Origin of the sequence: Tateyamaria omphalii (genome assembly GCF_014651375.1) — a bacterium.
In the GTDB taxonomy this organism is placed as follows: domain Bacteria; phylum Pseudomonadota; class Alphaproteobacteria; order Rhodobacterales; family Rhodobacteraceae; genus Tateyamaria; species Tateyamaria omphalii.
This window is the reverse complement of the sequence record NZ_BMWT01000007.1, coordinates 137,404-161,813: the sequence shown is the minus strand read 5'-3', so window position 1 is coordinate 161,813 and position 24,410 is coordinate 137,404. Positions and strand designations below refer to the sequence as shown.

General features: G+C 56.6%; 20 protein-coding genes. 10 read left to right on the top strand and 10 right to left on the bottom strand.

What is annotated here, in order from left to right; all coding sequences use genetic code 11:
- Position 1 precedes the first annotated feature (1 nt).
- Positions 2-889, bottom strand: a complete 888-nt coding sequence (locus tag IE087_RS20410; protein WP_189371240.1) for an N-acetylmuramic acid 6-phosphate etherase — start codon at positions 887-889, stop codon at positions 2-4.
- 156 nt (positions 890-1,045) lie between these two features.
- Between IE087_RS20410 and IE087_RS20405 the strand changes: the two genes are divergently transcribed.
- From IE087_RS20405 to nagA, 4 genes are read left to right on the top strand one after another with little or no spacing between them, the layout of a single operon-like run.
- Positions 1,046-1,933, top strand: coding sequence for a glucosamine kinase nucleotide-binding domain-containing protein (locus tag IE087_RS20405; protein WP_189371239.1), 888 nt, complete (start codon positions 1,046-1,048; stop codon positions 1,931-1,933).
- Positions 1,920-2,669: a GntR family transcriptional regulator gene (locus tag IE087_RS20400; protein ID WP_189371238.1), complete on the top strand. Its 750-nt coding sequence runs from the start codon at positions 1,920-1,922 to the stop codon at positions 2,667-2,669. The genes IE087_RS20405 and IE087_RS20400 overlap by 14 nt, the downstream gene beginning before the upstream one ends.
- Positions 2,670-2,689: 20 nt before the next feature.
- Positions 2,690-3,718, top strand: a complete 1,029-nt coding sequence (locus tag IE087_RS20395; protein ID WP_189371237.1) for an SIS domain-containing protein — start codon at positions 2,690-2,692, stop codon at positions 3,716-3,718.
- A complete protein-coding gene (nagA, locus tag IE087_RS20390) occupies positions 3,715-4,854 on the top strand; it encodes an N-acetylglucosamine-6-phosphate deacetylase (RefSeq protein WP_189371236.1) in 1,140 nt (379 codons plus the stop codon). The genes IE087_RS20395 and nagA overlap by 4 nt, the downstream gene beginning before the upstream one ends.
- A 65-nt stretch (positions 4,855-4,919) precedes the next feature.
- On the opposite strand, the gene IE087_RS20385 is transcribed toward nagA, so the two are convergent.
- Genes IE087_RS20385 through IE087_RS20375 form a run of 3 tightly spaced genes read right to left on the bottom strand, consistent with a single transcriptional unit; the run spans position 4,920 to position 9,248 of the window.
- The gene (locus IE087_RS20385; RefSeq protein WP_189371235.1) at positions 4,920-5,714 is read right to left on the bottom strand and encodes a DMT family transporter; all 795 of its coding nucleotides are present in this window, start codon (positions 5,712-5,714) and stop codon (positions 4,920-4,922) included.
- Between the two features lie 49 nt (positions 5,715-5,763).
- Positions 5,764-8,061 carry a PIG-L family deacetylase gene (locus IE087_RS20380; RefSeq protein WP_189371234.1) on the bottom strand — a complete coding sequence of 766 codons (2,298 nt, stop codon included), beginning with the start codon at positions 8,059-8,061 and terminating at the stop codon, positions 5,764-5,766.
- Positions 8,062-8,075: 14 nt separating this feature from the next.
- Complete coding sequence (locus IE087_RS20375; RefSeq protein WP_189371233.1) at positions 8,076-9,248, bottom strand: ROK family transcriptional regulator; 1,173 nt, start codon at positions 9,246-9,248, stop codon at positions 8,076-8,078.
- Between the two features lie 121 nt (positions 9,249-9,369).
- On the opposite strand from IE087_RS20375, the gene IE087_RS20370 reads away from it, so the two are divergent.
- The 6 genes from IE087_RS20370 (at position 9,370) to IE087_RS20345 (ending at position 15,920) form a co-directional block, all read left to right on the top strand.
- Complete coding sequence (locus IE087_RS20370; protein ID WP_189371232.1) at positions 9,370-10,623, top strand: extracellular solute-binding protein; 1,254 nt, start codon at positions 9,370-9,372, stop codon at positions 10,621-10,623.
- 72 nt (positions 10,624-10,695) lie between these two features.
- Positions 10,696-11,589 (top strand): carbohydrate ABC transporter permease, encoded by an 894-nt coding sequence (locus tag IE087_RS20365; RefSeq protein ID WP_189371231.1) that lies wholly within the window; start codon positions 10,696-10,698, stop codon positions 11,587-11,589.
- A 2-nt stretch (positions 11,590-11,591) separates the two neighbouring features.
- Positions 11,592-12,464, top strand: coding sequence for a carbohydrate ABC transporter permease (locus IE087_RS20360; protein WP_189371230.1), 873 nt, complete (start codon positions 11,592-11,594; stop codon positions 12,462-12,464).
- A gap of 4 nt (positions 12,465-12,468) precedes the next feature.
- Positions 12,469-13,971 carry an argininosuccinate lyase gene (gene argH / locus IE087_RS20355; RefSeq protein ID WP_373296541.1) on the top strand — a complete coding sequence of 501 codons (1,503 nt, stop codon included), beginning with the start codon at positions 12,469-12,471 and terminating at the stop codon, positions 13,969-13,971.
- 3 nt (positions 13,972-13,974) lie between these two features.
- Positions 13,975-15,033: an ABC transporter ATP-binding protein gene (locus IE087_RS20350; protein ID WP_189371228.1), complete on the top strand. Its 1,059-nt coding sequence runs from the start codon at positions 13,975-13,977 to the stop codon at positions 15,031-15,033.
- On the top strand, positions 15,030-15,920 hold the full coding sequence (locus tag IE087_RS20345) for a carbohydrate kinase family protein (RefSeq protein ID WP_189371227.1): 891 nt from the start codon (positions 15,030-15,032) through the stop codon (positions 15,918-15,920). The genes IE087_RS20350 and IE087_RS20345 overlap by 4 nt, the downstream gene beginning before the upstream one ends.
- Before the next feature lie 90 nt (positions 15,921-16,010).
- Here IE087_RS20345 and IE087_RS20340 read toward each other — a convergent pair whose 3' ends face one another.
- The 6 genes from IE087_RS20340 to IE087_RS20315 form a co-directional block, all read right to left on the bottom strand.
- Positions 16,011-17,303, bottom strand: a complete 1,293-nt coding sequence (locus IE087_RS20340) for an arylsulfotransferase family protein (RefSeq protein WP_189371226.1) — start codon at positions 17,301-17,303, stop codon at positions 16,011-16,013.
- The gene (locus IE087_RS20335) at positions 17,300-18,790 is read right to left on the bottom strand and encodes a sulfotransferase (RefSeq protein WP_189371225.1); all 1,491 of its coding nucleotides are present in this window, start codon (positions 18,788-18,790) and stop codon (positions 17,300-17,302) included. Before IE087_RS20335 ends, IE087_RS20340 begins: the two co-directional genes overlap by 4 nt.
- The gene (locus tag IE087_RS20330; protein WP_229801499.1) at positions 18,787-19,041 is read right to left on the bottom strand and encodes a hypothetical protein; all 255 of its coding nucleotides are present in this window, start codon (positions 19,039-19,041) and stop codon (positions 18,787-18,789) included. The genes IE087_RS20335 and IE087_RS20330 overlap by 4 nt, the downstream gene beginning before the upstream one ends.
- A gap of 287 nt (positions 19,042-19,328) precedes the next feature.
- Entirely contained in the window at positions 19,329-20,519 is a 1,191-nt protein-coding gene (locus IE087_RS20325; RefSeq protein ID WP_229801498.1) for a glycoside hydrolase family 183 protein, read from the bottom strand.
- Between the two features lie 198 nt (positions 20,520-20,717).
- Positions 20,718-22,253 carry a protein O-mannosyl-transferase family gene (locus IE087_RS20320; RefSeq protein WP_189371223.1) on the bottom strand — a complete coding sequence of 512 codons (1,536 nt, stop codon included), beginning with the start codon at positions 22,251-22,253 and terminating at the stop codon, positions 20,718-20,720.
- A 70-nt stretch (positions 22,254-22,323) separates the two neighbouring features.
- On the bottom strand, positions 22,324-24,156 hold the full coding sequence (locus IE087_RS20315; protein ID WP_189371222.1) for an AsmA family protein: 1,833 nt from the start codon (positions 24,154-24,156) through the stop codon (positions 22,324-22,326).
- Between the last annotated feature and the right edge of the window lie 254 nt (positions 24,157-24,410).

Genomic DNA, 24,410 nt, shown 5'->3' with positions numbered 1-24,410 from the left:
GTCAAATTTTTCGCGCCAGTGCAGCGCGCAGGTTTCCTTCGGTTTCTCGAAGAATTTGTTGTGCCTGGTCCACCGAAATGCCGGTGGCGGCGATCAGAGCGGCTGGCTTGACCTCTCCCTGTGTCAGCGCCAGTGCGGATTCAGCGGCAAGCTGTTCGACTTTTGCGATCTGGCAGACCATGGACTGCGCGCGTGCGCGCAGTTTGATGTTGTCCGCGCGTACGTTGACCATCATGCCGTCGTGGATGTGGCCAAGTTCGGCGGCCATCAATGTCGACAGCATGTTCAGCGTAATCTTTTGTGCCGTACCAGCCCCCATGCGGGTCGATCCCGAAATCACTTCGGGCGGTGTGGCAAGGCAGATTGGATGGTCCGCAACATTGAGCAGCGCGGAGCCAGCGTTGTTCGCAATGGCCACAATCGTTGCGCCCGCCGCGCGGGCAATCTGTGCGGCAGCAAGGGTGTAGGGTGTCGAACCGCTGGCTGAGACGGCGATGATTGTATCCCGCGTGGAAAGATCCGTGAGTGATGCGTGAAGGTTGTCTGTTGCGTCTTCGGTATCGCCGGGCATTTCGACGCCCGTAGGTAATCCGCCTGCCATGTGGATGCGCAGCTGTGTCGGTTGAATAGAGAATGTACCGCCAAGTTCCTGAGCATCCGCAGCGGCCATTAATCCCGATGACCCAGCGGCCACATAGTGCAGGACGCCACCCATTCGGATCGTGTTTGCCATCGCGGTTGCGCCGTCCGCTATCACTGAAGTCGCGGCGCGCACGACTTCAGCTGCGGCGATCTGCCCGTTCGCTAGCACTCCGGCAATGTCAGTCAGAGGGCGCATGTCTAGCCCTTCTGCCATGTCGTGCAGTGCTTCCGTCTGTGGTTTGGCCATGCGAATCCCCCGCCTTTCGAAAAGAATACCTATATAATACCTTTTGTCTAGAATTTTCTTAACTAGCGGGAATTCAAGAGATATTGGTGCGAATTTGGGTTTAAAGGTACTATTTAGGCCTTTCAAATCATAAAAGGGTATTGTATTGGCATTACTATGAGTAACCCGCAAGAAACCCTTGTCATTGCCATTGATGGTGGAGGTACGCGATGCCGGATGGCATCGATGCAGCGCGGAAAAGTCGTATCTGTTGAAACCGGTTCGGCCAATGTGTCTTCGGATTTTGAGGGAGCAATCCAAGAGATCGCGCTGGGACTTCAACACCTTGCCGCGCGTATGGCGTGCCCTGTTGAGCAGCTGTCTGCCGCACCGACCTTCGTTGGTCTTGCCGGAGTTACCGGGCCGGATATGTCCGAGCGGTTGCGTGCAGAGTTGCCATTTCAGCGTGTTCGAATAGCGGATGATCGTCCCGCGGCTGTGCGCGGCGTGCTAGGCCAGAGGGATGGTGTCATCAGTCACTGCGGCACCGGTTCTTTTTATGCGTCGCAACTTGATGGCAACATCACACTGGCAGGTGGTTGGGGGCCCGTTCTGGGCGACGAGGCGTCTGCCCAATGGGTGGGTCGCAGGGTTCTTCAGCTGACGCTTGAAACTGTTGATGGCCGGGTTGACGCAACCCGGCTGAGTCGATGCCTTTTGACCGAAATGGACGGTGCTGGCGGCATTGTTGCTTTTGCGGGTAAAGCGCGTCCGTCTGATTTTGGTGGGTTGGCACCCAAGGTGACCCAGGCCGCAGCAGAGGGCGACTCCCTTGCACAAGGGATCATGCGGCAGGGGGCTGGCGAGATCGCCCGAGCGATCCGTTTTCTAGGATGGCATCCAAGTGTGCCAGTTTGTTTGACAGGCGGTATAGGCCCGTTTTACGGGTCTTACCTTCCCGACGATTTGCGTGCCTGTCTTGTGGGTGGCGAAGGCGAGCCGCTTGATGGCGCAGTGTCCCTTGCGCTGGATTTTGCACGGGAGATCACCGATGAGCACTGTTGAATTCCTGCGCCCTGACGGTTGGCTGGCGGCCAATGGCGGGCCAAGGTACGTGCAGCTGAGGCGACGGTTGGAAGAAGGAATTGGTTCAGGCGTCCTGCCGCCGAACTCGTCGCTCCCGCCTGAGCGTGAATTGGCGGACATTACAGATCTGTCTCGTGTGACGGTGCGCAAGGCAATCCAGGCGCTGGTTCAGGACGGGCTTGTCGAGCAACGGCAAGGGTCCGGTACATTTGTCCGAGAACCGGTTGCGCGCATGGAGCAATCGCTGTCGCACCTCACGTCTTTCACCGAAGACATGTCGCATCGGGGTCTCGATACCACGTCAAAATGGCTGGAGCGGGGTGTATTCGCCCCGACGGAAGAAGAGGCCCAAGCGCTTGATCTGGGTGACGTCAACGAAGTTGCCCGCATCTACCGTTTGCGCGAAGCTGGAGGGAGGCCGATGGCGCTGGAGCGGGCTTCGTTGCCGCTTGATATCCTACCGAATCCGTTGGAGGTCAGGACGTCGCTATACGAAGTCCTCGCACGTCACGGTATGCGCCCGGTCCGTGCTGTTCAGAAAATCTCGGCCATCAACATTGACGCGCCCGAAGCGGACTTGCTTGGCGTCGCTGACGGCGCTGCAGGATTGAGAATTGAACGTACATCATACCTGGAAAGCGGTCGGGTCGCCGAGCTTACCCGCTCTCTATACCGTGGTGACGCCTATGATTTCGTGGCGGAGCTGCGTTTGTGACAAGAGGAAGGTCATCCCACATGTCTACCGAACCCACTCAGATGCGCCGGGAAATTCTCGAGATTCCAGAGGCCGTTGAGCGTCTTTTGGCGGAGGGTGGCAGCGCAGTCACATCCGCCGCTGAGAAAGCACGTGCGCTGGACCCACGTTTCATGCTGTCGGTGGCGCGTGGATCGTCAGATCATGCCTGTACCTACCTTAAGTATGTCAGCGAACTGATCCTCAAACGGCCAATGGCGTCGGTAGGCCCGTCCGTCAATTCAATCTACGGAGTTGAGCTTGATGCGCCCGATGCACTTTGCATTGCCGTTTCGCAATCGGGGCAAAGCCCGGACATCGTGGCCATGACCGAAAGCTTGCGGAAGAATGGGACGTTCACGGTTGCGATCACCAACAACAACAGTTCGCGCCTTGCGGCTGCCTCGGACGTCACTCTGCCCATACATGCCGGTCCGGAGTTGAGCGTCGCCGCAACCAAGACATTTGTGACCTCTCTTGTCGCCGGTTTGTGGATGCTGGCCGAAACCAAGCGCGATCAGGATCTGATCGCTGCCATCCGCGCGTTGCCGGATCACCTTGATGCCGCGACCCAATGCGACTGGTCTGAAGCAGCCGAAGCGATCGACGGGTCATCGCTGTTTACACTGGGGCGAGGGCCTGCCTGGGCGATCTCGAATGAGGCTGCGCTGAAGTTCAAGGAAACCTGTCTTATTCATGCTGAAAGCTACTCGTCTGCCGAAGTTCTGCATGGGCCTGTTTCTATTGTCGGACAAAGGTTTCCCGTCATTGCATTTGCCGGAGGGGACGCCGCCGAAGACAGTGTCGCACAGACATCTGACGCGCTGGCAGAGAAGGGAGCACAGGTGTTTACATTGGCCCGGAGTGCAAAACGCGCGACACAACTGCCGCATGTGCGGACGGGACATGGATTGACTGATCCAGTTGCGGCGATTGTGTCATTCTATGGCATGGTCGAGGCGGTTGCCGTTCGGCGGGGCATCAACCCGGATGCGCCGCGGCACCTGAACAAAGTGACCGAGACGGTATGACCCAAGGCGCGATCATTTATCGGAATGCACGGGTTTTCGATGGGCAAACCTTGCACGATTCATGTGCAGCCAGCTTTCAAGATGGTATTCTGACGGCCTTTGGTTTGGATGTTGATGTGCCATTGGGCGCATCCGAGATTGATCTGGCCGGTGATATTCTTTCCCCAGGCTATGTCGATCTACAGGTCAATGGCGGCGACGGGATCATGTTTAATGATGACCCGTCTGTCGATTCATTGCGCAGGATTGCATCGGCCCACAGGCGGCTCGGGGTGCACGCGCTGTTGCCGACACTTATCACTGACACGTTAGACAAGACCCGCGCGGCAATTGCCGCTGCTGTTGACGCGGTGCGTCAGAACGTTCCCGGCATTGCGGGGCTGCATCTGGAAGGACCTCACCTGTCCGTGGCGCGCAAAGGGGCCCATGACGCGGCGCTGATCCGGTCGATGGAGCAGGAAGATCTTGACGCTTTGTTGGCTGCGGCAAGCGCCTTGCCCGTTTTGATGGTGACTGTCGCCCCCGAGAACGTGACACCCGAACAGGTTCAAACATTGTCGACAGCTGGCGTTGTCGTGTCATTGGGGCACACGGATGCAGGTTTTGAAACCTGTCGCCACTATTTTGCCAGTGGTGCCCGCTGTGCCACGCATCTTTTCAATGCAATGAGCCAGTTGGGCAATCGCGAGCCGGGGTTGGTCGGGGCAACGCTTGCGACGGGCGGCGCATCCGCTGGCCTGATCGCAGATGCCGTTCATGTTCATCCGGAAACGATGCGTACGGCGTGGCAGGCAAAAGAGGGGCCTGGGCATATCTTTCTGGTGAGCGATTCCATGGCCGTTGCCGGGACAGACCATGCATATTTTGAGTTGGGTGGGCGGCCCATCCAGCGCAAGGATGGTGTTCTTACCCTTGCTGACGGAACCCTTGCAGGTGCCGATCTGGATTTGACCACGGCTATTCGCGTATTGGTCGAACAGGTCGGTGTCTCGCTCGAGGACGCATTGCGGTCGGCCATAAGCCATCCCGCTCAGCTCATAGGGCGCTCAGATTTACGATTGGACTCTGGCCAGACTCAGCAAGCCGATATGATCCGCATTGCCTCGGACCTGCGTCGTACATCTGCTTTGATGTGAATGAGTTTCGCCTGCATCCGTTGCGGTTCGAGATAAGCACTGCAATCCACTGACGGGGCGCTACCCTATCGCGACAGGGTGGTCCACGCAGCGGCGAGGATTATCAGGCCAGCGCCAAACGCAAACGCGACTGTGGGTGTCTCGGAAAAGATGAAGTATCCGACGGCGGTTGAGATGACCAAGCTGAGGTAGCCAAGCACCGAGAGAAAGGCGGCTTCGGCACGGAAATGCGCTTGCAGGAAACAGAATTGGGCACATTGTGCGAAAAGGCCAATCGCCAGAAGTGGCACTAGGTGATCAGATGCAATAGAGGCCCAGGTTGCAATAGCGAATGGTGCCGCCAGAATTGCCAACCCTCCAGTGTAGAAAACCATCATCACGATAACCGGCGTATTGGCGAGTGTGCGGGTCAAGATGATGGCGGTTGTGCCAAACAGAACGGTTAGGAATGCGGCGGGAAGCCCCGAGTTTAAGGTCACCAGTGCCGGATCGACAGCAACATAGACACCCGCAAACGCCAAACCAGCTGCCCACCAGCGACGTCGAGGCACCACCTCTTTCAAAAGAAGAAGCGCCAGGAGCATCGTGATTATCGGTCGGGTGAAACCAATGGCTGTGAACAGTGCAAATGGCAGGTGGGCGATGGCAAAGAAACTTGTTGTCAGGGCCAGTGTTGAAAGGATTACACGCAGTGCATGAAGCGGCAGCCGGTCGACGCCACTGAATGCCTGCCGATCCCGCCATAGGAACGGAGCCATCACACCCAATCCGATGATTGCCCGCAGAAAGACCAGCTGTATCGCTGGGTAGTCCAAGCCCAATGCCTTTACGATACTCAGCGCGACGATGTTGAGCGCCATATCGGTGATCAACCATGCGCCGCCTGAAAGGTTTCGAGGGGGGGAGGTGTCAACGTGGTGCAAGAAGGTTTGCCATCAGGCGATATGCGCCCGGTACTCCATGTGCGAGTTGGTGATGCAAAATCAGGGCGCAATGTGTGTGGCGCCCTTTTCCGATATCCGCTGTCAGCAGGGCGCCGGTTAGGGGTGCCTCATCAGGGTCGGCCATGGAAAGCAAAGAGGTGTACGCGCTGTCCCAACTCTTTGCAAAGTACAGCCCGCGTTCCTTGTCCCATCCATCCCAATCGGCTTTGGTGATGGCATTGGGGTGTGAGAGAATTGGATGTTGAGCGATGTGCGTCACGGTGGCGTGCTGGTCTGTGACGCGCCAGCGGAGTGACGGTTGACCAATCTCGATCGGCTTTGGAGGTGTCGTGTCAGGAGCCCAGTTGTCCCAGGGTCGATGATACAGTGTCAGGAGGGTGCCACCCGCGGCGGTCCATTCATGAAGGATGGGCATCGCCTGAGCGAGGCCGGGGCGAAACTTGACGGCAAAGATACCGATGACCACGGCGTCGAATTCTGCGAGGCCTGCGGCTGATATCTGATCATCTTCGATGGCGACGATGTCGAACCCCGCGCACGCCAACCAGTGATCTACCCGGTCGTTGCCGCCGCCGATGTAGCCGATCCTTGCGTTCGGTACGGCGCAGTCAATCACGTGCACAGTCATTTGCGCGGGTCCTGTCAGCGCGCGTGGCGGTACATGTGGGTGGTGGACGATTTGGGCTGTGTGGGCCTGCTCGCCATTCAGCATGATGGGGATGGCGTAGCGGCCCAATTCCGTATCGTCCGGAAGCGCAATGTCAAACCCATCCGACATGCGTGACCCCGTCCAGCCGTCGGGTAGAGCAACGGTGACCTGTGCTGCTTCGGGGCGCAGTGTTGGCACTTTTAACGACAGGCGGCGCCGAGGCGTGCGCATGTTTACAACGTCGGTCACAGGATCAACTGAAGCCCTTGATCCGGGCAGGGTCAGCGGTGGAGTTTCAAATGGGTGGTGGGTTTGGCTGACCACGTCGCCCGTTTGCACTGTCAAAGTGACAAAAGGCGGTGTGGGTGCGTCCGGCAGATACGTGTCTGGCATCGAATGGCTGGGGGCCGCATCATCGGTGTGTAGAACCATGCTGTTTCTACTCCAACCCTCAGGAAGAGTGATCTCGGTTTCGACGCCTGCACCATTTGTGTCGATCTCACACGTGACCGTGGTTGTGTCGCCGGGTGTCAGGATATCTGCGTCCAGAACGATGTGCGCCTCTACACCGGCTGCGAGCTGAATTACCTTCGCGGCCTGTGTGATCTTTCGATTGATTTTGTGCGCAATATCCCGGTCAGGATGGTCAGCTTGCAAAAGGGCGAGCCCAGCGGCTGTTTCTGCCCGAACTGCCGCGAAATCGGGAAAAGCTGCGCGTGCGCAATCAAAATGTTCCTGCGCTTTGGCGTAGCCAAGATCGGCAAGTGTTGACGGCAGGCCAGATGACAGGGTGTCATCCGGCCCCTCAACATGGCTTTGCGCCAGATGTAGAGGCCAGTCGCGTGTCTCACTAGGCGGAACCCAGCGACCCATGGCTTGTGTCAGGTGGAACGCACGGCTTTGTTGCCCGATTTGTGCATAGGAGAACCCGGTGATCAGGTCACGCCCGCCGGGAACCGTTAGTGTTTCGGGCGGCGGGGGCAGATCGTCATCATAGGCCTGTCCGGCACCGGACCAGGCGGGCAAATACAGCTTTGCAACCTGCCAGGGGGTCTGCCCCGTTTCGAACGTGGGATCGGCGGCAAGTGTCATGACCTCGTGCGCGGCGGCTGTCATTGCGCGGTGATGACCATGCTGCCCCGGAACATCAAGGAAGGTTGGACACAGGATATCGGGGCGCTCGGTTCGAATGATTTCGACAAACCGACGCAGCGTGCGCTGGTGGCCCCACTCGCCCAGAGTTTCATGACCTGATTTTGAGAAGCCGAAATCCCGGATTGGATCGTCCAGTGTTTGGCCCAACCAATAGAGGCGCAAATCCAGCACGTCGGCTGCACGCTCCATCTCAGCCGTGCGCAGGACGCCAAGGGCGGCGCCGGTTTCGGTTCCGATATCGTTTTGTCCGCCATCGCCGCGCGTGGAACAGGCATAGCTGATGTCAATTCCGTCACGCACCCCGAGTGCTGCTAGCAAATCGGATATCTCATCATCTGGATGCGCCCCTGAGTTCATGAAAGACACAACGGTCTGAAGCCGACTGAGCGCGCGGTGAAGCGCCACAATCCGGGGGGTAAGGCGATGGCGCAGGATTCGGGACTGGTCGGACAGCGGCACGTTGGTCAGCTTTCTCAGAGGGTGGTTGATTGCGATGTGAAGGCACAGTTCAAGATCAAGGCGGCAGCGCCAAAAGTTGCTGCCATCCGCCCGGCAGTCCCCCGTTGCAGTCGTGGCAGGCTTGCATCCGGACGGTTGGATACGGACAGCTTGGGCAAGGGTGTTGCCCGCGCAAGGTGGTCGAGGATTGATGCGGGCATTGCGCCCCCAAGTACTACAGTTTGAGGATCGAACAGATTTTCGATCACGCCCAAAGCCTGTCCAAGTGCGTCTGACGCTGTTGCTAACCATCGCATCAACTCAGGATCCTCGCAGCGGCACAGATGATCGAGCGCGTCGATGTCTAAAACACCATGGTTGGCCAAGGCCGATTGAGCCGAGAGGCGGCTGACCGTTTGCTCAAGCGGCCCCAGTTTTCCATCGATACAGACGGGCAGGCGCCCGATCTCACCAGCGTTGCCAAAAGCGCCTTCGACCAGCTGTCCGCGGTTCACGATACCCAACCCGAGACCTGCACCGAAGTAGAGAAAGGCATAATCAGTCAATCCTTGCGCAGCGCCAAACCTTTCTGCCAGTGCAGCGGCATTTGCATCGTTTGACACAACAACCGGCCGATCGAGTGCATCAGAAAACAGTGCAGCTGCATCTACAGTTTGCCAGCCTGGCAAATCCGAAGCCTGTCCTGAAAGGCCCGTTGCGCCAAATGGGCCCGGCATCACAATCCCTGCGCCGAGCAATCGATCAGGTGAAATGCTGCAATCGCGCAGCATTTGGTCACGCAATTTCAGAACCTTGTTTGCAATCTTGTCTGGTTTGACGTCTGTCAGCACCTTTCGTCCGGTTGCGCGTGGTTGGCCGCTCAGATCGACCAGTGACGTCAACAGAGCATCTGGCCGTATCTCGACCCCCAAGGCAAAGCCGCCGTTGGGGTTCACGGCGTATTGGACAGCAGGCAATCCGCGGCCAGCGCGGTGCGAGCCGCGTTCCAGCAACAAGCCATCCGCTTCGAGATCAGCGATAATGTTGCTGACCGCTTGGGTGGACAAACCAAGCGAGCGTGCAATGGCTGCGCGCCCCATTTGGCCGGCGCTGTTGATCTGTCCAAGCACCGCTTTTTTGTTTCGTTGTCGTGATCGATCAGGGTTGGCGCCGGGGCGTGAATCGAACAGGAAATCGGAACTGGTCATGATGTGGCTTTAACTCAATCAGCTTAATAACTCAACTTACTTGAATATTAAATTTACTTGGCTTAATCCTTAAAGGAATCGGCGACGGACACTCGGCGCCGTTCAATAGAAGAGGTCTTTCATGACACGTTATTTGAAAGGTGTTGCCCTGGCTGGAATGACCAGCGCGATGGCATTGTTTAGTTCTGCCGTGTCGGCGGTCGAAATCGAGTATTGGCAGTACTTCTTTGACGCCCGCGTGACGGCGATGGAGCAGTTGATCGAAAACTTCGAAACGGCCAATCCCGACATCACCGTCAAGATGACCCATTTCCCATATGCTGACTATCGCACAAAGGTTGCCGCGGCGATCCCGGCAGGGGAAGGCCCGGACGTTGTTCAGCTGTTCTACGGCTGGCTGAATGACTACGTTGCCGCCGAGCTAATCCAGCCCCTGCCTGCTGAAACGTTTCCTGCGTCTCAGATCGACGATGATTTTTTTCCGATGGTTCAGGCCATGAAAGATGGTGATCATTATTGGGCTTTGCCGACAGCAGTGCGGTCACTTGCCCTTTTTTACAACGAGCGTCTGCTCGACGAAGCCGGTGTGGAGCCACCCACCAACTTTAACGAGCTGATGGCGGCAGCGAAGGCAATGACCAAGCGCGATGGTGCTGGCAATATCACTCAGGTCGGGATGACGGCAGGGATGACAGCACAAGATCACCATTGGTGGCGCGAAGGTCTGATCCGTCAGTTCGGCGGTGAGCCATATTTGGATGACTATCAGACGGTCAACTATAACACTGATGCTGGGCTACAGGCGCTGGAGTTCTATGCCAGCCTGTTCTCAGGCGATGATGCAGTTTCGGCCATCGGGTTCATGGACGAACCTCAAGCGGCTTTTAAAGCAGGTCGTGCCGGTTTTCACATCGACGGGTCGTTCCGTATCGGATCGCTGGACAAGACGCGCGGACTGAAGTGGGGCGTGACAGAGCTGCCGGCGACGGCAGAGGGTGCGCGGTCCAACTATTCCTCGTATTGGGTGAACGCGATCACAACCAAGGCGGAAGGCGAGAAGTACGACGCTGCAGTCAAGTTCATGGAATACGTCACCTCAGACGAGGCGATGCAGATATGGCTTGATGTCGTGGGTGAGTTGCCAGCGAAACCGTCGGTGGGCCTGACCGACGCCAATGCCAGCAACGAGACGTACGGCCCGTTCATACGTGGTTTGGCCTATGCCAACACGACGAAGTTCGCCAATGAAAGTGGTCAGCGCCAGCTTATGGTTGAGATGGTAGAGCGCATGACCCTCGAAGGAATGAGCGCGGCCGACAGCCTCGCCATCGCGGCCGAAGCCGAACAAAAGATACTCGACGACTACTACAAGTAACGGCTCTCCCCCCAGCAGGTCGCCCGCTCCTTTCTTTTGTGGCGGCCTGCACCCTTATCCTTCGGGTACCTGATGCGGCTGTATTCCAACCTCTCGATCAAACAGAAACAGATCGTCTGGGCATGGGCGTTTCTTGCGCTGCCGGTGCTGTTTTACGGGATCATTCGGTTTTATCCGACTGGCACGGCATTCGTGATATCCTTTCAGGAATGGAACCTGCTCGGGGACCGCACCTGGATCGGGTGGGACAACTATGTTGAGCTTTGGAATGACCCGGTTTTTTGGAAGGTGTTTGTCAACACGTTTGAATACCTGTTGATCGGCACACCACTGTCACTGGTCCTTAGTTTTATCATTGCCTACCACCTCGACAAACTGCGCTTCATGCATGGTTTCTTGCGGATGTTGTATTTCTTGCCCTTCATGACATCTGCGGTTGCCATGGCTTGGGTTTGGCGCTGGTTTTACCAGGACGTTCCGATTGGGCTGTTCAACAATCTGCTGGCGTCGGTCGGTATCCCTCAGATCGCCTTCCTGAACTCGACAACCAACGCATTACCCGCTGTTCTGGCCCCGGCTGTTTGGGCGGGGCTTGGCTTTCAGGTGATCATTTTCATGGCGGGCCTGCGGGCCATCCCGCAAAGCTATTACGAAGCGGCCAAGATTGATGGGGTTGGCTGGTGGACGGTCCTCACGCAGATCACGATTCCGCTTTTACGCCCCACGATCGTGTTCATCGTTGTCTTTTCGTCCATCGGATTTCTGCGGATTTTCGACCACGTGTTCAACATGACCACGAACAATCCCGGCGGGCCTTTGAATTCGACCAAACCGCTGGTTTTGATGATCTATGATACCGCCTTCAACGGCTTCAACATGGGGTATGCCGCCGCGCAGACCGTGGTTCTGTTCCTGATCCTTCTGCTTGTGTCACTCGCACAGCTTTGGCTCTTGCGGAGTGATTGAGTATGACGACCACTGATATTCGTGCCTCGTCTGCCACGCTGGACCGGTCCGCGGTCAACAAGCCCCGAAACATGGGTCAGATCATGCGCTGGCTGCTGTTGTTTCTGGGCGGGATCCTGATGGTGATGCCCATCGCCTACATGATCTCGACCTCGTTGAAATGGCCGCACGAGGTGTACAACATCAATCTGATCCCGGACGAGCCGACGATAGAGAACTATACCTATGTCCTTGAGGACGGGCGGTTTTACTGGTGGTTCGTGAACTCGATCATCATCGCGACAATCACCACCATCTCGAACCTGCTTTTTGACAGTCTTGTCGGCTATACGCTGTGCAAATTCCGGTTTCCGGGGCGCATGATTGTTTTCATCGCGATCTTGTCCACGCTGATGATCCCGACCGAGATGCTGGTAATCCCGTGGTACCTGATGAGCCAGAGCCTGGGGTGGCTGGACAGCTATTGGGGTATCATGTTTCCCGGCCTCATGACCGCTTTCGGCACCTTCCTCATGAAGCAGTTTTTCGAAAGCGTCCCGGATGATTTTATCGAAGCAGCCCGCATCGACGGGCTGAACGAATTGCAGATTTGGTGGACTGTGGCCATGCCGCTGGTGAAACCGGCTTTGGCCGCCCTTGCCATCTTTGTCTTTCTTGGGAATTGGACAGCGTTCTTGTGGCCCCTGATCGTCACCAACTCGGTGGAGATGTACACAATCCCGGTGGGCCTGTCTGGCTTCGGGGACGAGGCGGATGTGGCGTGGGAACTGATCATGACGGGCGCCGCGATTTCAACCATCCCCACATTGGTCGTGTTCCTGATCTTCCAGCGTTTCATCATTCGGGGCGTTGTAATGGCTGGGTTGAAAGGGTGAGAAAATGCCGGGTAGCGAAACCATGACCGATCACACCGTTTTTCCTGACCCGACATACAAAGACACGGTGTTGCAACCGCTGTTTGACGGCGTCAAAGCGCACTTTGCCCACGGCATGGCGCAGATCAACCGGGCCCATCTGGTGATGCTGGCCGAAACCGGGATTCTACAACCGCCAGACGCCAAAGCACTGGCAACAGCTCTGAAAGAGATCGAGCACGAAACCGATATCGCGACGCTGACCTATACAGGTGAGCATGAGGATTACTTTTTTGTCGTCGAGGCGGCGTTGCGCACAAAGCTTGGCGATTTGGGAGGGGCGTTGCACACGGCCAGATCGCGCAACGACATGGATCATACATTGTTCAAGCTTGCGTTGCGCGTGCGCGTACAGGAATTGCTGAAACTCCTGGCGGACCTCGCCCAGTCCCTTCTGGATAAGGCCGAGCTAGAGAAGGAAACGTTGATTGTCGCCTATACTCATGGCCAGCCTGCGCAACCCACAACATTTGGTCACTACCTGTCAGCGGTGGTCGAGGTGCTTCTGCGTGATATGGCCCGTTTGGATGCGGCGGCAGATGGGCTGGAGCACTGCCCGATGGGTGCTGCAGCGATAACCACCAGCGGTTTTCCCATTGATCGGGAGAGGATGGCGGACCTTCTGGGATTCGAAGGCCCGCTTTTGAACGCCTATGGATGCATCGCCTCGGTTGACTATGTCACGGGTCTCTATTCCGCGCTGAAACTGCCCTTCGTGCATCTGGGTCGCGTCGTACAGGATATGGGCACCTGGGCGTCTTTCGAAGTTGGCCAACTGTATGTGCCGAACGCTCTTGTCCAGATTTCTTCGATCATGCCGCAAAAGCGCAACCCGGTTCCGATTGAGCATATGCGCCACCTTGCCAGCGTCACAGCAGGGCGTTGCGACATGGTCGTGAACACGATGCACAACACGCCCTTTACCGATATGAACGACAGTGAAGGTGAAGTGCAGCAAGCCGGGTTTGCTGCGTTTGACAGTGGTGGGCGGATGCTCCGTTTGCTTCGGGCGTTTCTGCCTGCTTGCAAGATCAATGAGAAGAATGTTGCGCGCAACACCGACGCTGCTTGCATTACAATCACCGAATTGGCCGACACATTGGTCCGGGACGAAGGTCTTTCGTTCCGACAGGCGCATGACATCGCAGCAATGACGGCAGAGGCTGTGATTGCTGCTGGCGCGCCCCTTGGTCGCGGGTTCAACGCGTTCGCAGACGCCTTCAAATCCAAGACCGGGCGCCCCACCACACTTTCGCAAGAGCGTTTCGAGATTGTTACTTCTGCCGATCACTTTGTCGCTGTCCGGGATCGCCCTGGTGGTCCTGCACCCGCAGCTTTGAACGCTGCTTTTGCGATGTACCAGTCAGATCTGCATCGCCTGACCGAACGCGCGACTGTTCGCACTGACCGCCATGTTGCGGCGTGCGCGATGCTTGATCACAGCTTCGCTGTCCTTCTGGAGACCTGATCCATGGCCAATCTGTCCTTGCGCGCGCTCACGAAGGCATATGCCCAGACTGAAGTCCTGCATGGTATCAACCTCGATGTAGAAGATGGGGAATTCATTGTCTTTGTCGGCCCGTCGGGTTGTGGCAAGTCCACGACGTTGCGCATGATTGCAGGGTTGGAAGAGGTGACGTCCGGCGAGGTCGTGATTGGTGATCGTGTCGTCAATCACCTTGAACCCAAAGAACGCGATATCGCGATGGTTTTTCAGAACTATGCGATCTATCCGCATATGTCGGTGAAGAAGAATATCGCCTTCGGTTTGCGATCTTCCAAAATGTCCAAACAGGACAAAGAAACGCGGATCGACGAGGTTGCTGGCATTCTCGATATGACTCACCTTCTGGATCGAAAACCGGCCCAGCTTTCGGGCGGGCAACGCCAGCGGGTCGCAATTGGGCGGGCGATGGTGCGTGATCCGGCGGTGTTCTTGTTCGACGAGCCATTGTCGAACCTGGATGCGCAGTTGCGGACTCAAATGCGGTTAGAGATCAAGAAGTTGCACCAGCGCGTGGGCAACACGATCATTTTCGTGACCCATGATCAAGTCGAAGCCATGACCATGGCCGACCGGATTGTCATCATGAAAGATGGCCACATCCAGCAGGTTGGCACACCGTCCGAGGTCTACCATTCTCCGGCAAACGCATTTGTTGCGCAGTTCATTGGGGCGCCATCCATGAACATGTTGCCTGGCAGATTGAATGGCGCGGGTGTCAGGCTCGAGTCTGGCCTGCAGGTTGTCACCACTCATGTCAGTGCGACCAATCAGGATGTTTTGCTGGGGGTTCGCCCCGATGATCTGACTTTGGATCAATCGGGTCAGATGCTGGTGACCGGGCAGGTCACAGTAAGGGAACCGCTTGGTGCTGAAACGTTGATATATGTTGCGACCGAGTCCGGCGAAGTGATCGCGAAAGCTGACGGGCGGAGCCCGCCTGACGTGGGCACCCACGTCAGGCTGTCGGCTGATCCGGCCAACGTGCATCTCTTTGATGCTGATAACGGGGCGGCGCTCGCGTGACGGACCTGTCCCATCCTAGCGTCCTTTGCGTGGGGCGGCTGTATTGCGACTTGATCTTTACCGAGCTTCCCCATCTGCCGCGGCTCGGAGAAGAGGTGTTTGCCCCCGGCTTCAGCATGCATGCCGGGGGCGGTGCTTTCATTACCGCGGCGACAATTCAAGCATTGGGACATCGGGCCGGCCTGTGCGCGACCTTTCCGGCGGCCCCGTTTACCGATACTGTTTTGCGGGACATCGAACGGGCTGGGGTTGATGCCACTCTGTGTGATGCTGCTGCAGAGGGGCAATCGCCGCAGATCACCGTGGCTTCAGTACTTGATGATGATCGTGCCTTTCTTACCCATGCAAGTGGATCGGCCTTGCCGGACACTCCGTGGCCTTCTGATTGGAGCCATCTTCACATCGGGGAATTGCGGACACTGGCAGAGCATCCGGACCTGGTGGCAAGGGCGCGGGCACACAATATGACAATATCGCTTGATTGCGGTTGGGATGACGCCTTGGTTCACAAGGGTGCGGAGATGGAGCCCCTCATTTCTAAAGTAGACCTGTTCCTGCCAAATGCGTCTGAAATCGCTACGCTTAGGAGCAGTGGCCTTCGTCACGATGCCGCGCCGATTACGGTCACAAAAGAGGGGGCGAAAGGCGCGCGTGTCGAGAGTGAGAGTGGCACATATGAATGCCCGGCCCGGCCCGTCAAAGTGGTCGATACAACTGGGGCAGGCGACGCCTTCAATGGCGGTTTCCTGGTGGCCTGGTTGTCCGGTGCGGATTTGCCCCATGCATTGTCCGCTGGTGTTTCTTGCGGAGCGGTTGCGGTTGGCCATGTGGGTGGAACCGGTGGATTGACGGGTTTGCACCATATCCCAATCGAAGCCGCTGAGTAGCAGGTTCGTCTGCCGGTTTTTCAATGTTGAAGTATCGCGTTCCCCGGACACGTCTTAGGTCTGCTTCCACTGGTGCTGTAGTGAGCCGTTTCAGCGTGACGCGATTGAGTTGTCACAGGATGGAACACCGCTGGCGAAGAAAGACTCAGAAACGTGGCGCGCTTCGGTCACGATGAGATTGCTGTCTTCGTCCCAGACCATGTCGTGCGTCCATACAACATCACCATTTGTAGATACTTCGAGAAGGCGACCATGCTCGGCTTCTGTCAGAAGAATATTTCCATTCGGAAGCGTTTGGTGCTTGCCGCGCCGCCACGTATAGAAAGGTTCGTCTTCAGACCCTTCGAAGTCGACCGAAACAGTGTTGTCCCGTGGATCAATGCGCAGAATGCGGGACGTCATGGCCCCGGTCGCATTATCGAATACGGTAATCGTGCCATCCGGCTCAAAGTCGGGATCATGTTGTTTGAACCAAGGTCCATGTTGCCACCATTTGAGTATACCCGTTTGCGGATCAACGACGGCAACCAGATTTGGCTCGCGCAGGCTGAACATTAGATCGCCCGCCTCAAACATCGGGAAGGCTGGGGCAAGTTCAGGGCGTAGCATCTCGACATCATTTGGATGAAATGGATCGTCAAGATAGCTGATTTGCCCATTTGCATCGTCAGGCATACGGACACGAATGTCGAAAATACCGCGCTGATCACCACCGTCGGCTGCGATGACATCGTTGCGCAGATTCAGTGAGAATGTTTTCTCTCCTGTGTTCTCATCCAAGCGCACCATATCCTCACCGTACCAAGTCCAGATGCCTCCAGCACCATCGCGCGTGATTGAATGGTGAAAGCCTCCACGTACGCTCCACATGGTTTGACCACATTGATCGACCCGCGCAATTGCGTTGCCCACGTCGAAGGTCACGACAACGGAGCCGTCTTCGAATACTTCCATTCCGTGCAACATGACGTTTTGAGGCGGCGTGTCAGGATCGAAATTTTCGTAATTTATGGGCCAGCGGTGAATCTCATCACCATTGGCATCCATCAAGCGAACAGCAAAAACCGAAGTCTCCTGATCGTCGCTGAGCCCGGCAATGAGGATGTAACCGGGCGCACGTTCTGTTCCGGGGCGGCGTTCATACCCTCGGTCCGGTGATGCCTTGCCCTGAGCATTCGGGGCGACCAAGTGGCGTGTCGGTTCGAGGCCGATGTCATTGCGCCAGTTACGCGAGACGTCCAGATATGTGCGATGTGCTTCGCCAATCTGCGGGGCGGGAAACCACCCCCACCAAGACGACACGATGCCATACACCATTGCGATCAGGGCAAATGAGATAACGAAGAAGCCTCGGGCAAAACGATCTGATGATGGCAGTTTCATTGTATGATCTTTCCTGTCGACGAAGAAACGTACCCGATCGCCTGGCCACAGAGTTCTTCGTGAAGAATGTCGGCCCTCTGCAACAAACTGTGAGACGCAGTGGGAAGTTCCGGGGCAGGGTGGGGAGCGCGCAAGATGTCTGCCATCGTAGAAACGCTATGATGGTCATCAAGACCGATCGCCGAAGCAAGCTTGGGTAGAAGCAGATCGGGGGCTGCACAAAGGGCGTCGTGATCGACAAAGACGGTGCCTGGTCCCGCAGTAGACAACACGTGTTGGTAGGCATCAATCCAGTACCGCAGCCAGAAATCGACATGCTCCGGAACGGGCAAAGTGCTTGTCTGAGCGTTGAATGCTATCTGCCGCAAAGCTGAGCCAAACTCGAAATGTCCAATACCTTCCATGTAGCGGCGTGCGAAAGGTTCACGCGCATGCAAATCTGCAAACCGTAGGTGCTGCGCCAAAAGGGACCGGACCTGCGCGCGTGGATTGCGGATCGGGACGACAATGGAAGCGTCCGGAAACATGTGTTCCAAAAGAGGCAAGCGCGCGATGTTGGCGTTGTTTTTGGAAAGATAGCGCGAGGCACCGGCCTTGGTCGCGACTATTTTGGTAATGTGGGTGCGGAAAAAGGCTTCAAACTCTGGATTGCGGTCTTCCACCGTCCACGGTTTGATATGGTTTTTTGTGTAGTGATCTGGCCAGAAGGCCATCCAAAGCATTTCCTCAAAAGCCTCAGGGCTTTCTATCCCAACTTCGATACCATCTCCGTGTGCCCTTTCATTCTTGTCGCCCGTCTTGCGAAAGAGGGTGGAGAAACCACCCCAAAGTAGGGGGGACAGAGTGAACGGCATATGTTTGTAAGTTGCCGACGCGAATTGCGGAAAGCTGGCCATCCCTTCGAGCATGATTGTTGTCCCGGCGCGCGGCAGCGATGTGATGAACACAGGTTGGCAGGCTGGTTCGGAAGCAAGGCGGCGCCGGTACAGCCTGTTTTCCAAGGCACCCAGGCGGATTTGCCTTTCCGGGGATGCAAAGGCGAAATCGTGTAGTGCCTTTTCGAGTGGGCTATAAGGCACCTCATCAGGCTTGGTGGTGTCGCCGGGTGCTTTGCGCAACTTGTCAAGCATGACCCAAAGCGCAATGGCGGCCGCAGTTGAAGCAAGGATGAAAGGCCAGCCAAGTGCGACCGCAACGGCGTGGTCAATTGTATAAAGCCCAAGGGCTGTGCCGCCCCACACGACGAAGACTGATGCGCCAAGCGATGCCGCGCCGATGGCGGAAATTCGAAAAAACCCGCCCAGCAGTTGGATGGATGCGTGGCGCACCTGTCTTTCTTTGTCATCATCCGTGATATCGTTGTTCATCATCACGGACATCGCTTGTTGCGTGGTGCCTATGATGCCGCCTGCGACGCGCCGCGCATTCAGAATTCGTAAAGCAACGACAAACGCAACAAGGCCCATCGCAAGGGCAATGACGCTCAACTTTCGGTCTCGCGCGGTGCCTGAATGTCGGTTTTGGCTTTCCGCGCGCGCACCATTCGCTTGATCGGGTACCAGACGAATCCGACAACAGCGAGCACAAGCGCGGCCACGAGCGCGATCATTGTACCAATAGCTGTAAGGCCTGCTCCCGGCCCGACATATGCGTGTGCTGTGGCCGGCACCAATGCCAATGAGACGGTTAGAAATGTGGATGTTCGAGTGACACCCGAAACCCATGTGTAGCGCTGCATGACGAAATCCTCACTTCTGATAAACGAGTGCGACCCGAACATTCGGACGATCGGTGGGATCGCTTGTCGCTGTTTTCGCAACACAGGTGTGAGTTGCCGATGCCGCGGCAAGGTTACGGACATAAAGTGGCGAAAGCCTGCCAGAACACTCGATTAGAGCGGAATATTATTGCCCGTTTGAGGCGGCGACGGCCGCCAATTCCGAAACACTGCCTTGGGTCTCGGTTGTTTCGACGACTCCGGGTCCGAATAGCCGATAGTGCCGGACTGTGGCCCTGCACTATCGGCTATTCGTTGGCCGGTTGTTCTTCGACTTCAGATATCGGTGTCTCGACCGCTGCCAAGTCCACACCCTGCGCTTCGAGTTTGCCTTTCATCAGAAACACGTTGTAGACGGGTTTCCAGCGCGACATGGTGAAATAGACTGCATCGTCAATTTCCAGGCCCGGAACTATGTAGGGGGCGTAAAGACCGGGATATTCGTCCGCATGAGCAACGATCTGGGCGGCGCTCCATGGGCCTGTCATCGTTGGCGCGCTGCGTAGTATGACGGCTCTCTCCACGGGCTCGAGATACATCATCAACCACGCCTGATGTGCATTGCTCCAAGCGACGGACAATTCCCCCGCCGGCGCGGGAACCACGGCCGTGGCGCGCTGAATGTTTGCCGACCACCCTTGACCATCCCAATATGTGTATGCGCGTGGGTCAAATACGTCCTGTGGCGCAACCCGCCCGAGCCTCACGCCACCAAAACGCCCCTGCGGAATACCAAACACGTAGATCATGCCGTCATGCTCGACATAGGCCACCTGCTCAAAACCCGAGCCTGCGGGCCATATCGCGGTGTCCGACCTTTTCCAGTTCTGACCGTCGTCGTCCGAATAGGCAAGGCCGGAACGGCGCACATACCATTTGTCATCCGCACCCCACATGCGCACGGACATGTAGTGGAGGACCATCCGCTCGCCGAGCGAAATGCCGTTTGTCGGAATGACGGTCCATTCCAAGCCGGGAACTTTCGCTGAACGGATGATTTCCTTGGCCGCTCCTGTCGCACTTTCGATCATAGAGGAAATGGAAAAGCCGTTCGCCGGATCGGGGTCGGCGATCCGCGCTATGGTGTTGCTGCGCCAATCCCCACCATCTGGTCCGTAGGTATCACCGAACACCATGTAGATTTCACCCTTGTGGGTAAACATATGGCCCAGGTCTGTACCGTGCACGTTCCAACGCGTGTCTGTCGCGTTCGGAGATTCAGCCCCCGTTAGCTGACTGACGATCTCGGTTTCGACGATCTGCAACGCGCCCGGGGTCGATGTTTCCAGCACTTCATTTTGTTGCCCCAAGTCCGATAACGCCATCGTATCCAGTGTCTCAGTCCCTTCCACATCGGCAATCGCCATGGGCAATTGGCAAGCGCAGAAGAAGATGAAAGCCGAAAAGGAAACGCCAAGCAGAGCCGGGGATATACGCATCACAGAGTACCTTCTATAGCCGGAAAGCGGTCGTAGTCGGAACGTCTTGGGCGCCTCAGAGAATCAGTTGAGTGCCCGTCGCCTATACGTGCGGTGCGCCTGTCAAACGATCAAGCGGATTATCGCTCATGTGACGTAATGTAGGAAATTTTGACGCTGCGTCAGGCCGGATCATTTCACCCGCGCGGCGCCAGCTGCTTAATCTTTTGGCAACTCTTGTGATGTTTGCGACGGATCGCAGAAAAAACCGTATGCCGGCCACGTCACCGGTTCGGTTTGACTGATGGGCAGCATGCGGCACGACAAGTGCGGGTTTTTATGCTCAATCCAACGCAGCATCTGTTCTCCATCGGTGGGAATGACAATACCTCCGACTGGGCCAAGATCCGAGATTGCCTCCTCTGTGCGCCAGGTAACGCGATAGGTTGCGGGCTGGGGAACTTCGCCACGCAATTCGTGATAAAGGGTTGCCATTCTCAGCTCGTAGGACATCGACACCACTGGATGATCCACCGGGGATTGCGCCATCACGACGTCCAAAGTGTCGACCAAGTCGGCGTAGTCCGGTTCGCGTGCGCTTAGGTAAATAGCCATTTCACTTGCGCGGAAAACACCGATGCCGATGAGCAGCATACCCAATCCCGTTCCGAGTCTGGGCCAACGGGTCATCCACCAACCGATGGCTGCAATTGCACCGATCAGCAGAGGACCCAGAACGGGAAGGTGAAAGGCTTGGATGTCGTAAGCGCCGTACCAGATCATGAAAGGGAGAAACGCGAATGCGGTGCCAAGAAGTAGGGCAACACCAAGCCAAGCGGCATTGCGGTGGCGCCAACCTAAGGCGAACGCTACCAATCCCAGCCCCATGATGGGCAGTGAAACCAATGGGTGGGCTTGGCTGAGTGTCCCCAACAAGACCGAGGCAGTTTGCATGGATTTGAGGCCAGAGCCATAGAGGTCACCGAAATAGGTTCCTGCGATGTAGTCGATCAATTCGGATTTTGTCGGGGGCAGCGGGAGGTATTCCGAATATGCAGTTGTCGATCTGTGCGTGACCCACGCAAGGTAAAGATATTGACTGGCTCCAACAGCGAGCAGCCCCAGAACGGCGAGCAGAATACGGGGTCTCAGCAGAATACGGTGGTGCGTTGCCATAACCAAAAGGCCGACCGGCGCGAGCATAATCATCATGAGATGATTGCCAAAAGACAGCGCATAGATCGCACAAGCGAGAACAAAATAGTGCGCGCGCTTGGTTTCGACGAAAAGGATCAGGGCAAAGACAACGGAAAGAATGAAGGCCAATGCCAACGGATAGACCTCGGCCTCGGTTGACTGTACGGCCATCAGACCGGCACTGCCCAGAAGAAATGCCGCCGCCAAGCCAAAGAGCACGTTGCGTGTCAGCCTGCCTACAATCAGAAACGCCATCACAACTGCGAATGCACCCGGCAAAGATGCAAGCGCAATGGTCATGACACGCCAAGGTTCGAAGGGCAGATCGATAGCGCGGACAACCGTCCCGATCATCAAAACGAATGGGTACCCGGGCCCATGGACAAGAATCGAGGTGTGACCAAGCGTTTGAAATTTCGCAGAGTCACCCGCATTCAACATGCCACCCAGTCCGGGGAAAAGCAGGCATGCGTAGTAGCTCAACCAAACCAAAAACACTGTGATTGCCAGCCACGGGTTTTGATAAGCGGGTTGGTATGCGCGGGTTGGTTTGGGCATTTTATCTCAATTCGCATGCCGCTTTCGGCTGCCGTTTCGACGGCCAATAGCCTTGGAGCGTTGGAAAATCCTATTTCTGAATGATGTCACCCGGTGGTCCAGCCGTTGCTGCCACCTCAATCTGGGGGACACCAGCCGCGACCAAGGGTGAAAAGAGCGTCCCACCGACCCCAAACGGCAAGTCAACATGCCCAGCGATCTGATCACCGGTCGTCGACGGTTCCATGGACAATTGGGCATTTCCTTTTACAGACACATCTCCGCTTTTGAGACCGACTTCGCCCAACATGTCGATATCGAGACGGTCGCCCGCAATGTTCAAGCGCGCGATGCGCGCGGAACCAGCCGAAATGCCAACCTGACCGTAGATCAGATCAAAGTGTGTGCGGCCGGCAGCAGGAATAAGTGGGCCTTTCTCCTTGGTCATGAATTGGCGCCCGTTCGCCAAAGTCTCCAGTGTCGCGGTAACATCAGCGCCTGAAAGGCTACCATCCTGCATTGAAGCAGTGATGGAACCATTGAGGGTGTCGAACATCTCTCCAAGTGTTTGTCCGCGCGCCTTAAGATGCAGATCGAAGTCGAGCACACCCTTTGGCAACTGGGGTATCCCAATCAGGCGCTTTTGCATCCTGAGCGATATCGGGTGCAGGAGTTCGGAAACGGACGCATTGGATGCATTGGCAACCATGGTAACAGCCCGGTCCCGATCAAGTGCAATGCTGGCATCGATCGTACCCAGCGCATCGCCTTTCGTGGCAATGTCCAACAACAGGTTTTCATCGCATGCACGCAGTGAAATGTCCACGGTGTCAAAGGTTACACCGCCAAGGGCAACGTCCTGACCTTGCAGATCAACATCCAGTTCGATGCCCTCAAGCCAGTGCGTTGTTACGGGTGCGGAAGCCCAATCATTCCGCCCAATCCTGTCCATCACGTCGGAAATGGCTTTGTCCGCCGATACCTGCAATGCTTGCAGCTGGCGAAGGATGAGGTTGTCTGACGGTGTGTGTAAGGACAGATCACCCTCGAGTGTTGTGCCACCCATTGAAAACGTCGCGTTGGACACATGGATGGTGCCGGGGGTAACGGCAAAGTGGCCGTCGATCAGAAGTTCTCCGGGTCCGAAAATGTTCAGATGTCCGAGACCGCGCACCAAATCTGGGAACAAGCCGGTATTGGTCGTGTCGTCAGACGGATTGTTGGCCGCGCCGTGGTCCGATGTGTCAATGCTGAGGGCAAGAATCCCTTTGCTGCCCTCTTTCGATAGAAAATCCTGAGGATCATCAATTTGGAGGTCAACGAACATGCGATGCGGCCCGACAGTGAAGTCTCCGCGCAACGCTGTTCCCGGCGCTGCATCTCGTCGCAAGACAGACAGATTAAGGTTCGAGATGCTTGTCTCGCTCGCGAAATCGAGAAAGCCATCCGTTACAAAGATATCGGCGCGTGGTTTCGGGCTTCCTGAGGCATCAGTTTGCGTAGACATGATGTCCGTCCAGACGGCATTTGCGAGGTCGTCCCGCTCCAACAGGACGTGGGGGTGGTATACATGCAGGGTGGCGACTTCGCTGCGCCCAACAAGTAGGGGTGCTACTGCGAGTGTTGCTTCGAGCCGGTCCGACGTGAGGACCTGTTCGGTGCGGCCAGACCGTTTGGTCGTGAAAACCGGTTTTGCAACGACAACGCGGAAATTCGGACGGACAGTTACGTCGGACGTGTCGTGCAACATGAAGTCAGAACTGGCCAGACGGCCCAGTTCGTGATTGATGCTCGCACGTGCCTTATCCCTCAACTCGAGTTTGAGCGATAGCGCGAAGGCCGCAGCACACATGGATGCCAGGCCGACAGCGACCACTGCCCATCGTGGGGCAGAGCCGAACCATTGTCCGAGGCGAAGTGCCATCGCATTCCTCCCAACCGCCAAAACGCAGCGGCGAATTGTGTCTTCGGACCACATCCTCATCATGCGCTGTACGGCGCGCGACAGGTTCCTTTGAAGCCATGCACGCCAGCCAAAATGATCGGTTATCGCAACCGAAGTGATTCCTGAGGCCCGGTGTTCTAGGTACGTTTCGGTATACAACGCAGACAACCGTGTCGGTGTAGGTCATGGTGTTCGCGGGGCAATTCCCGGCCTTCTGCCGCCGATCCCCCCGT

Excerpts from the sequence above, each read along its gene's own strand:
- IE087_RS20410 (WP_189371240.1), bottom strand. The coding sequence starts at position 889 with ATGGCCAAACCACAGACGGAAGCACTGCACGACATGGCAGAAGGGCTA.
- IE087_RS20405 (WP_189371239.1), top strand. The coding sequence starts at position 1,046 with ATGAGTAACCCGCAAGAAACCCTTGTCATTGCCATTGATGGTGGAGGT.
- IE087_RS20400 (WP_189371238.1), top strand. The coding sequence starts at position 1,920 with ATGAGCACTGTTGAATTCCTGCGCCCTGACGGTTGGCTGGCGGCCAAT.
- IE087_RS20395 (WP_189371237.1), top strand. The coding sequence starts at position 2,690 with ATGTCTACCGAACCCACTCAGATGCGCCGGGAAATTCTCGAGATTCCA.
- nagA (WP_189371236.1), top strand. The coding sequence starts at position 3,715 with ATGACCCAAGGCGCGATCATTTATCGGAATGCACGGGTTTTCGATGGG.
- IE087_RS20385 (WP_189371235.1), bottom strand. The coding sequence starts at position 5,714 with ATGGCGCTCAACATCGTCGCGCTGAGTATCGTAAAGGCATTGGGCTTG.
- IE087_RS20375 (WP_189371233.1), bottom strand. The coding sequence starts at position 9,248 with ATGACCAGTTCCGATTTCCTGTTCGATTCACGCCCCGGCGCCAACCCT.
- IE087_RS20370 (WP_189371232.1), top strand. The coding sequence starts at position 9,370 with ATGACACGTTATTTGAAAGGTGTTGCCCTGGCTGGAATGACCAGCGCG.
- IE087_RS20365 (WP_189371231.1), top strand. The coding sequence starts at position 10,696 with ATGCGGCTGTATTCCAACCTCTCGATCAAACAGAAACAGATCGTCTGG.
- IE087_RS20360 (WP_189371230.1), top strand. The coding sequence starts at position 11,592 with ATGACGACCACTGATATTCGTGCCTCGTCTGCCACGCTGGACCGGTCC.
- argH (WP_373296541.1), top strand. The coding sequence starts at position 12,469 with ATGCCGGGTAGCGAAACCATGACCGATCACACCGTTTTTCCTGACCCG.
- IE087_RS20350 (WP_189371228.1), top strand. The coding sequence starts at position 13,975 with ATGGCCAATCTGTCCTTGCGCGCGCTCACGAAGGCATATGCCCAGACT.
- IE087_RS20340 (WP_189371226.1), bottom strand. The coding sequence starts at position 17,303 with ATGAAACTGCCATCATCAGATCGTTTTGCCCGAGGCTTCTTCGTTATC.
- IE087_RS20330 (WP_229801499.1), bottom strand. The coding sequence starts at position 19,041 with ATGCAGCGCTACACATGGGTTTCGGGTGTCACTCGAACATCCACATTT.
- IE087_RS20325 (WP_229801498.1), bottom strand. The coding sequence starts at position 20,519 with ATGCGTATATCCCCGGCTCTGCTTGGCGTTTCCTTTTCGGCTTTCATC.
- IE087_RS20320 (WP_189371223.1), bottom strand. The coding sequence starts at position 22,253 with ATGCCCAAACCAACCCGCGCATACCAACCCGCTTATCAAAACCCGTGG.
- IE087_RS20315 (WP_189371222.1), bottom strand. The coding sequence starts at position 24,156 with ATGGCACTTCGCCTCGGACAATGGTTCGGCTCTGCCCCACGATGGGCA.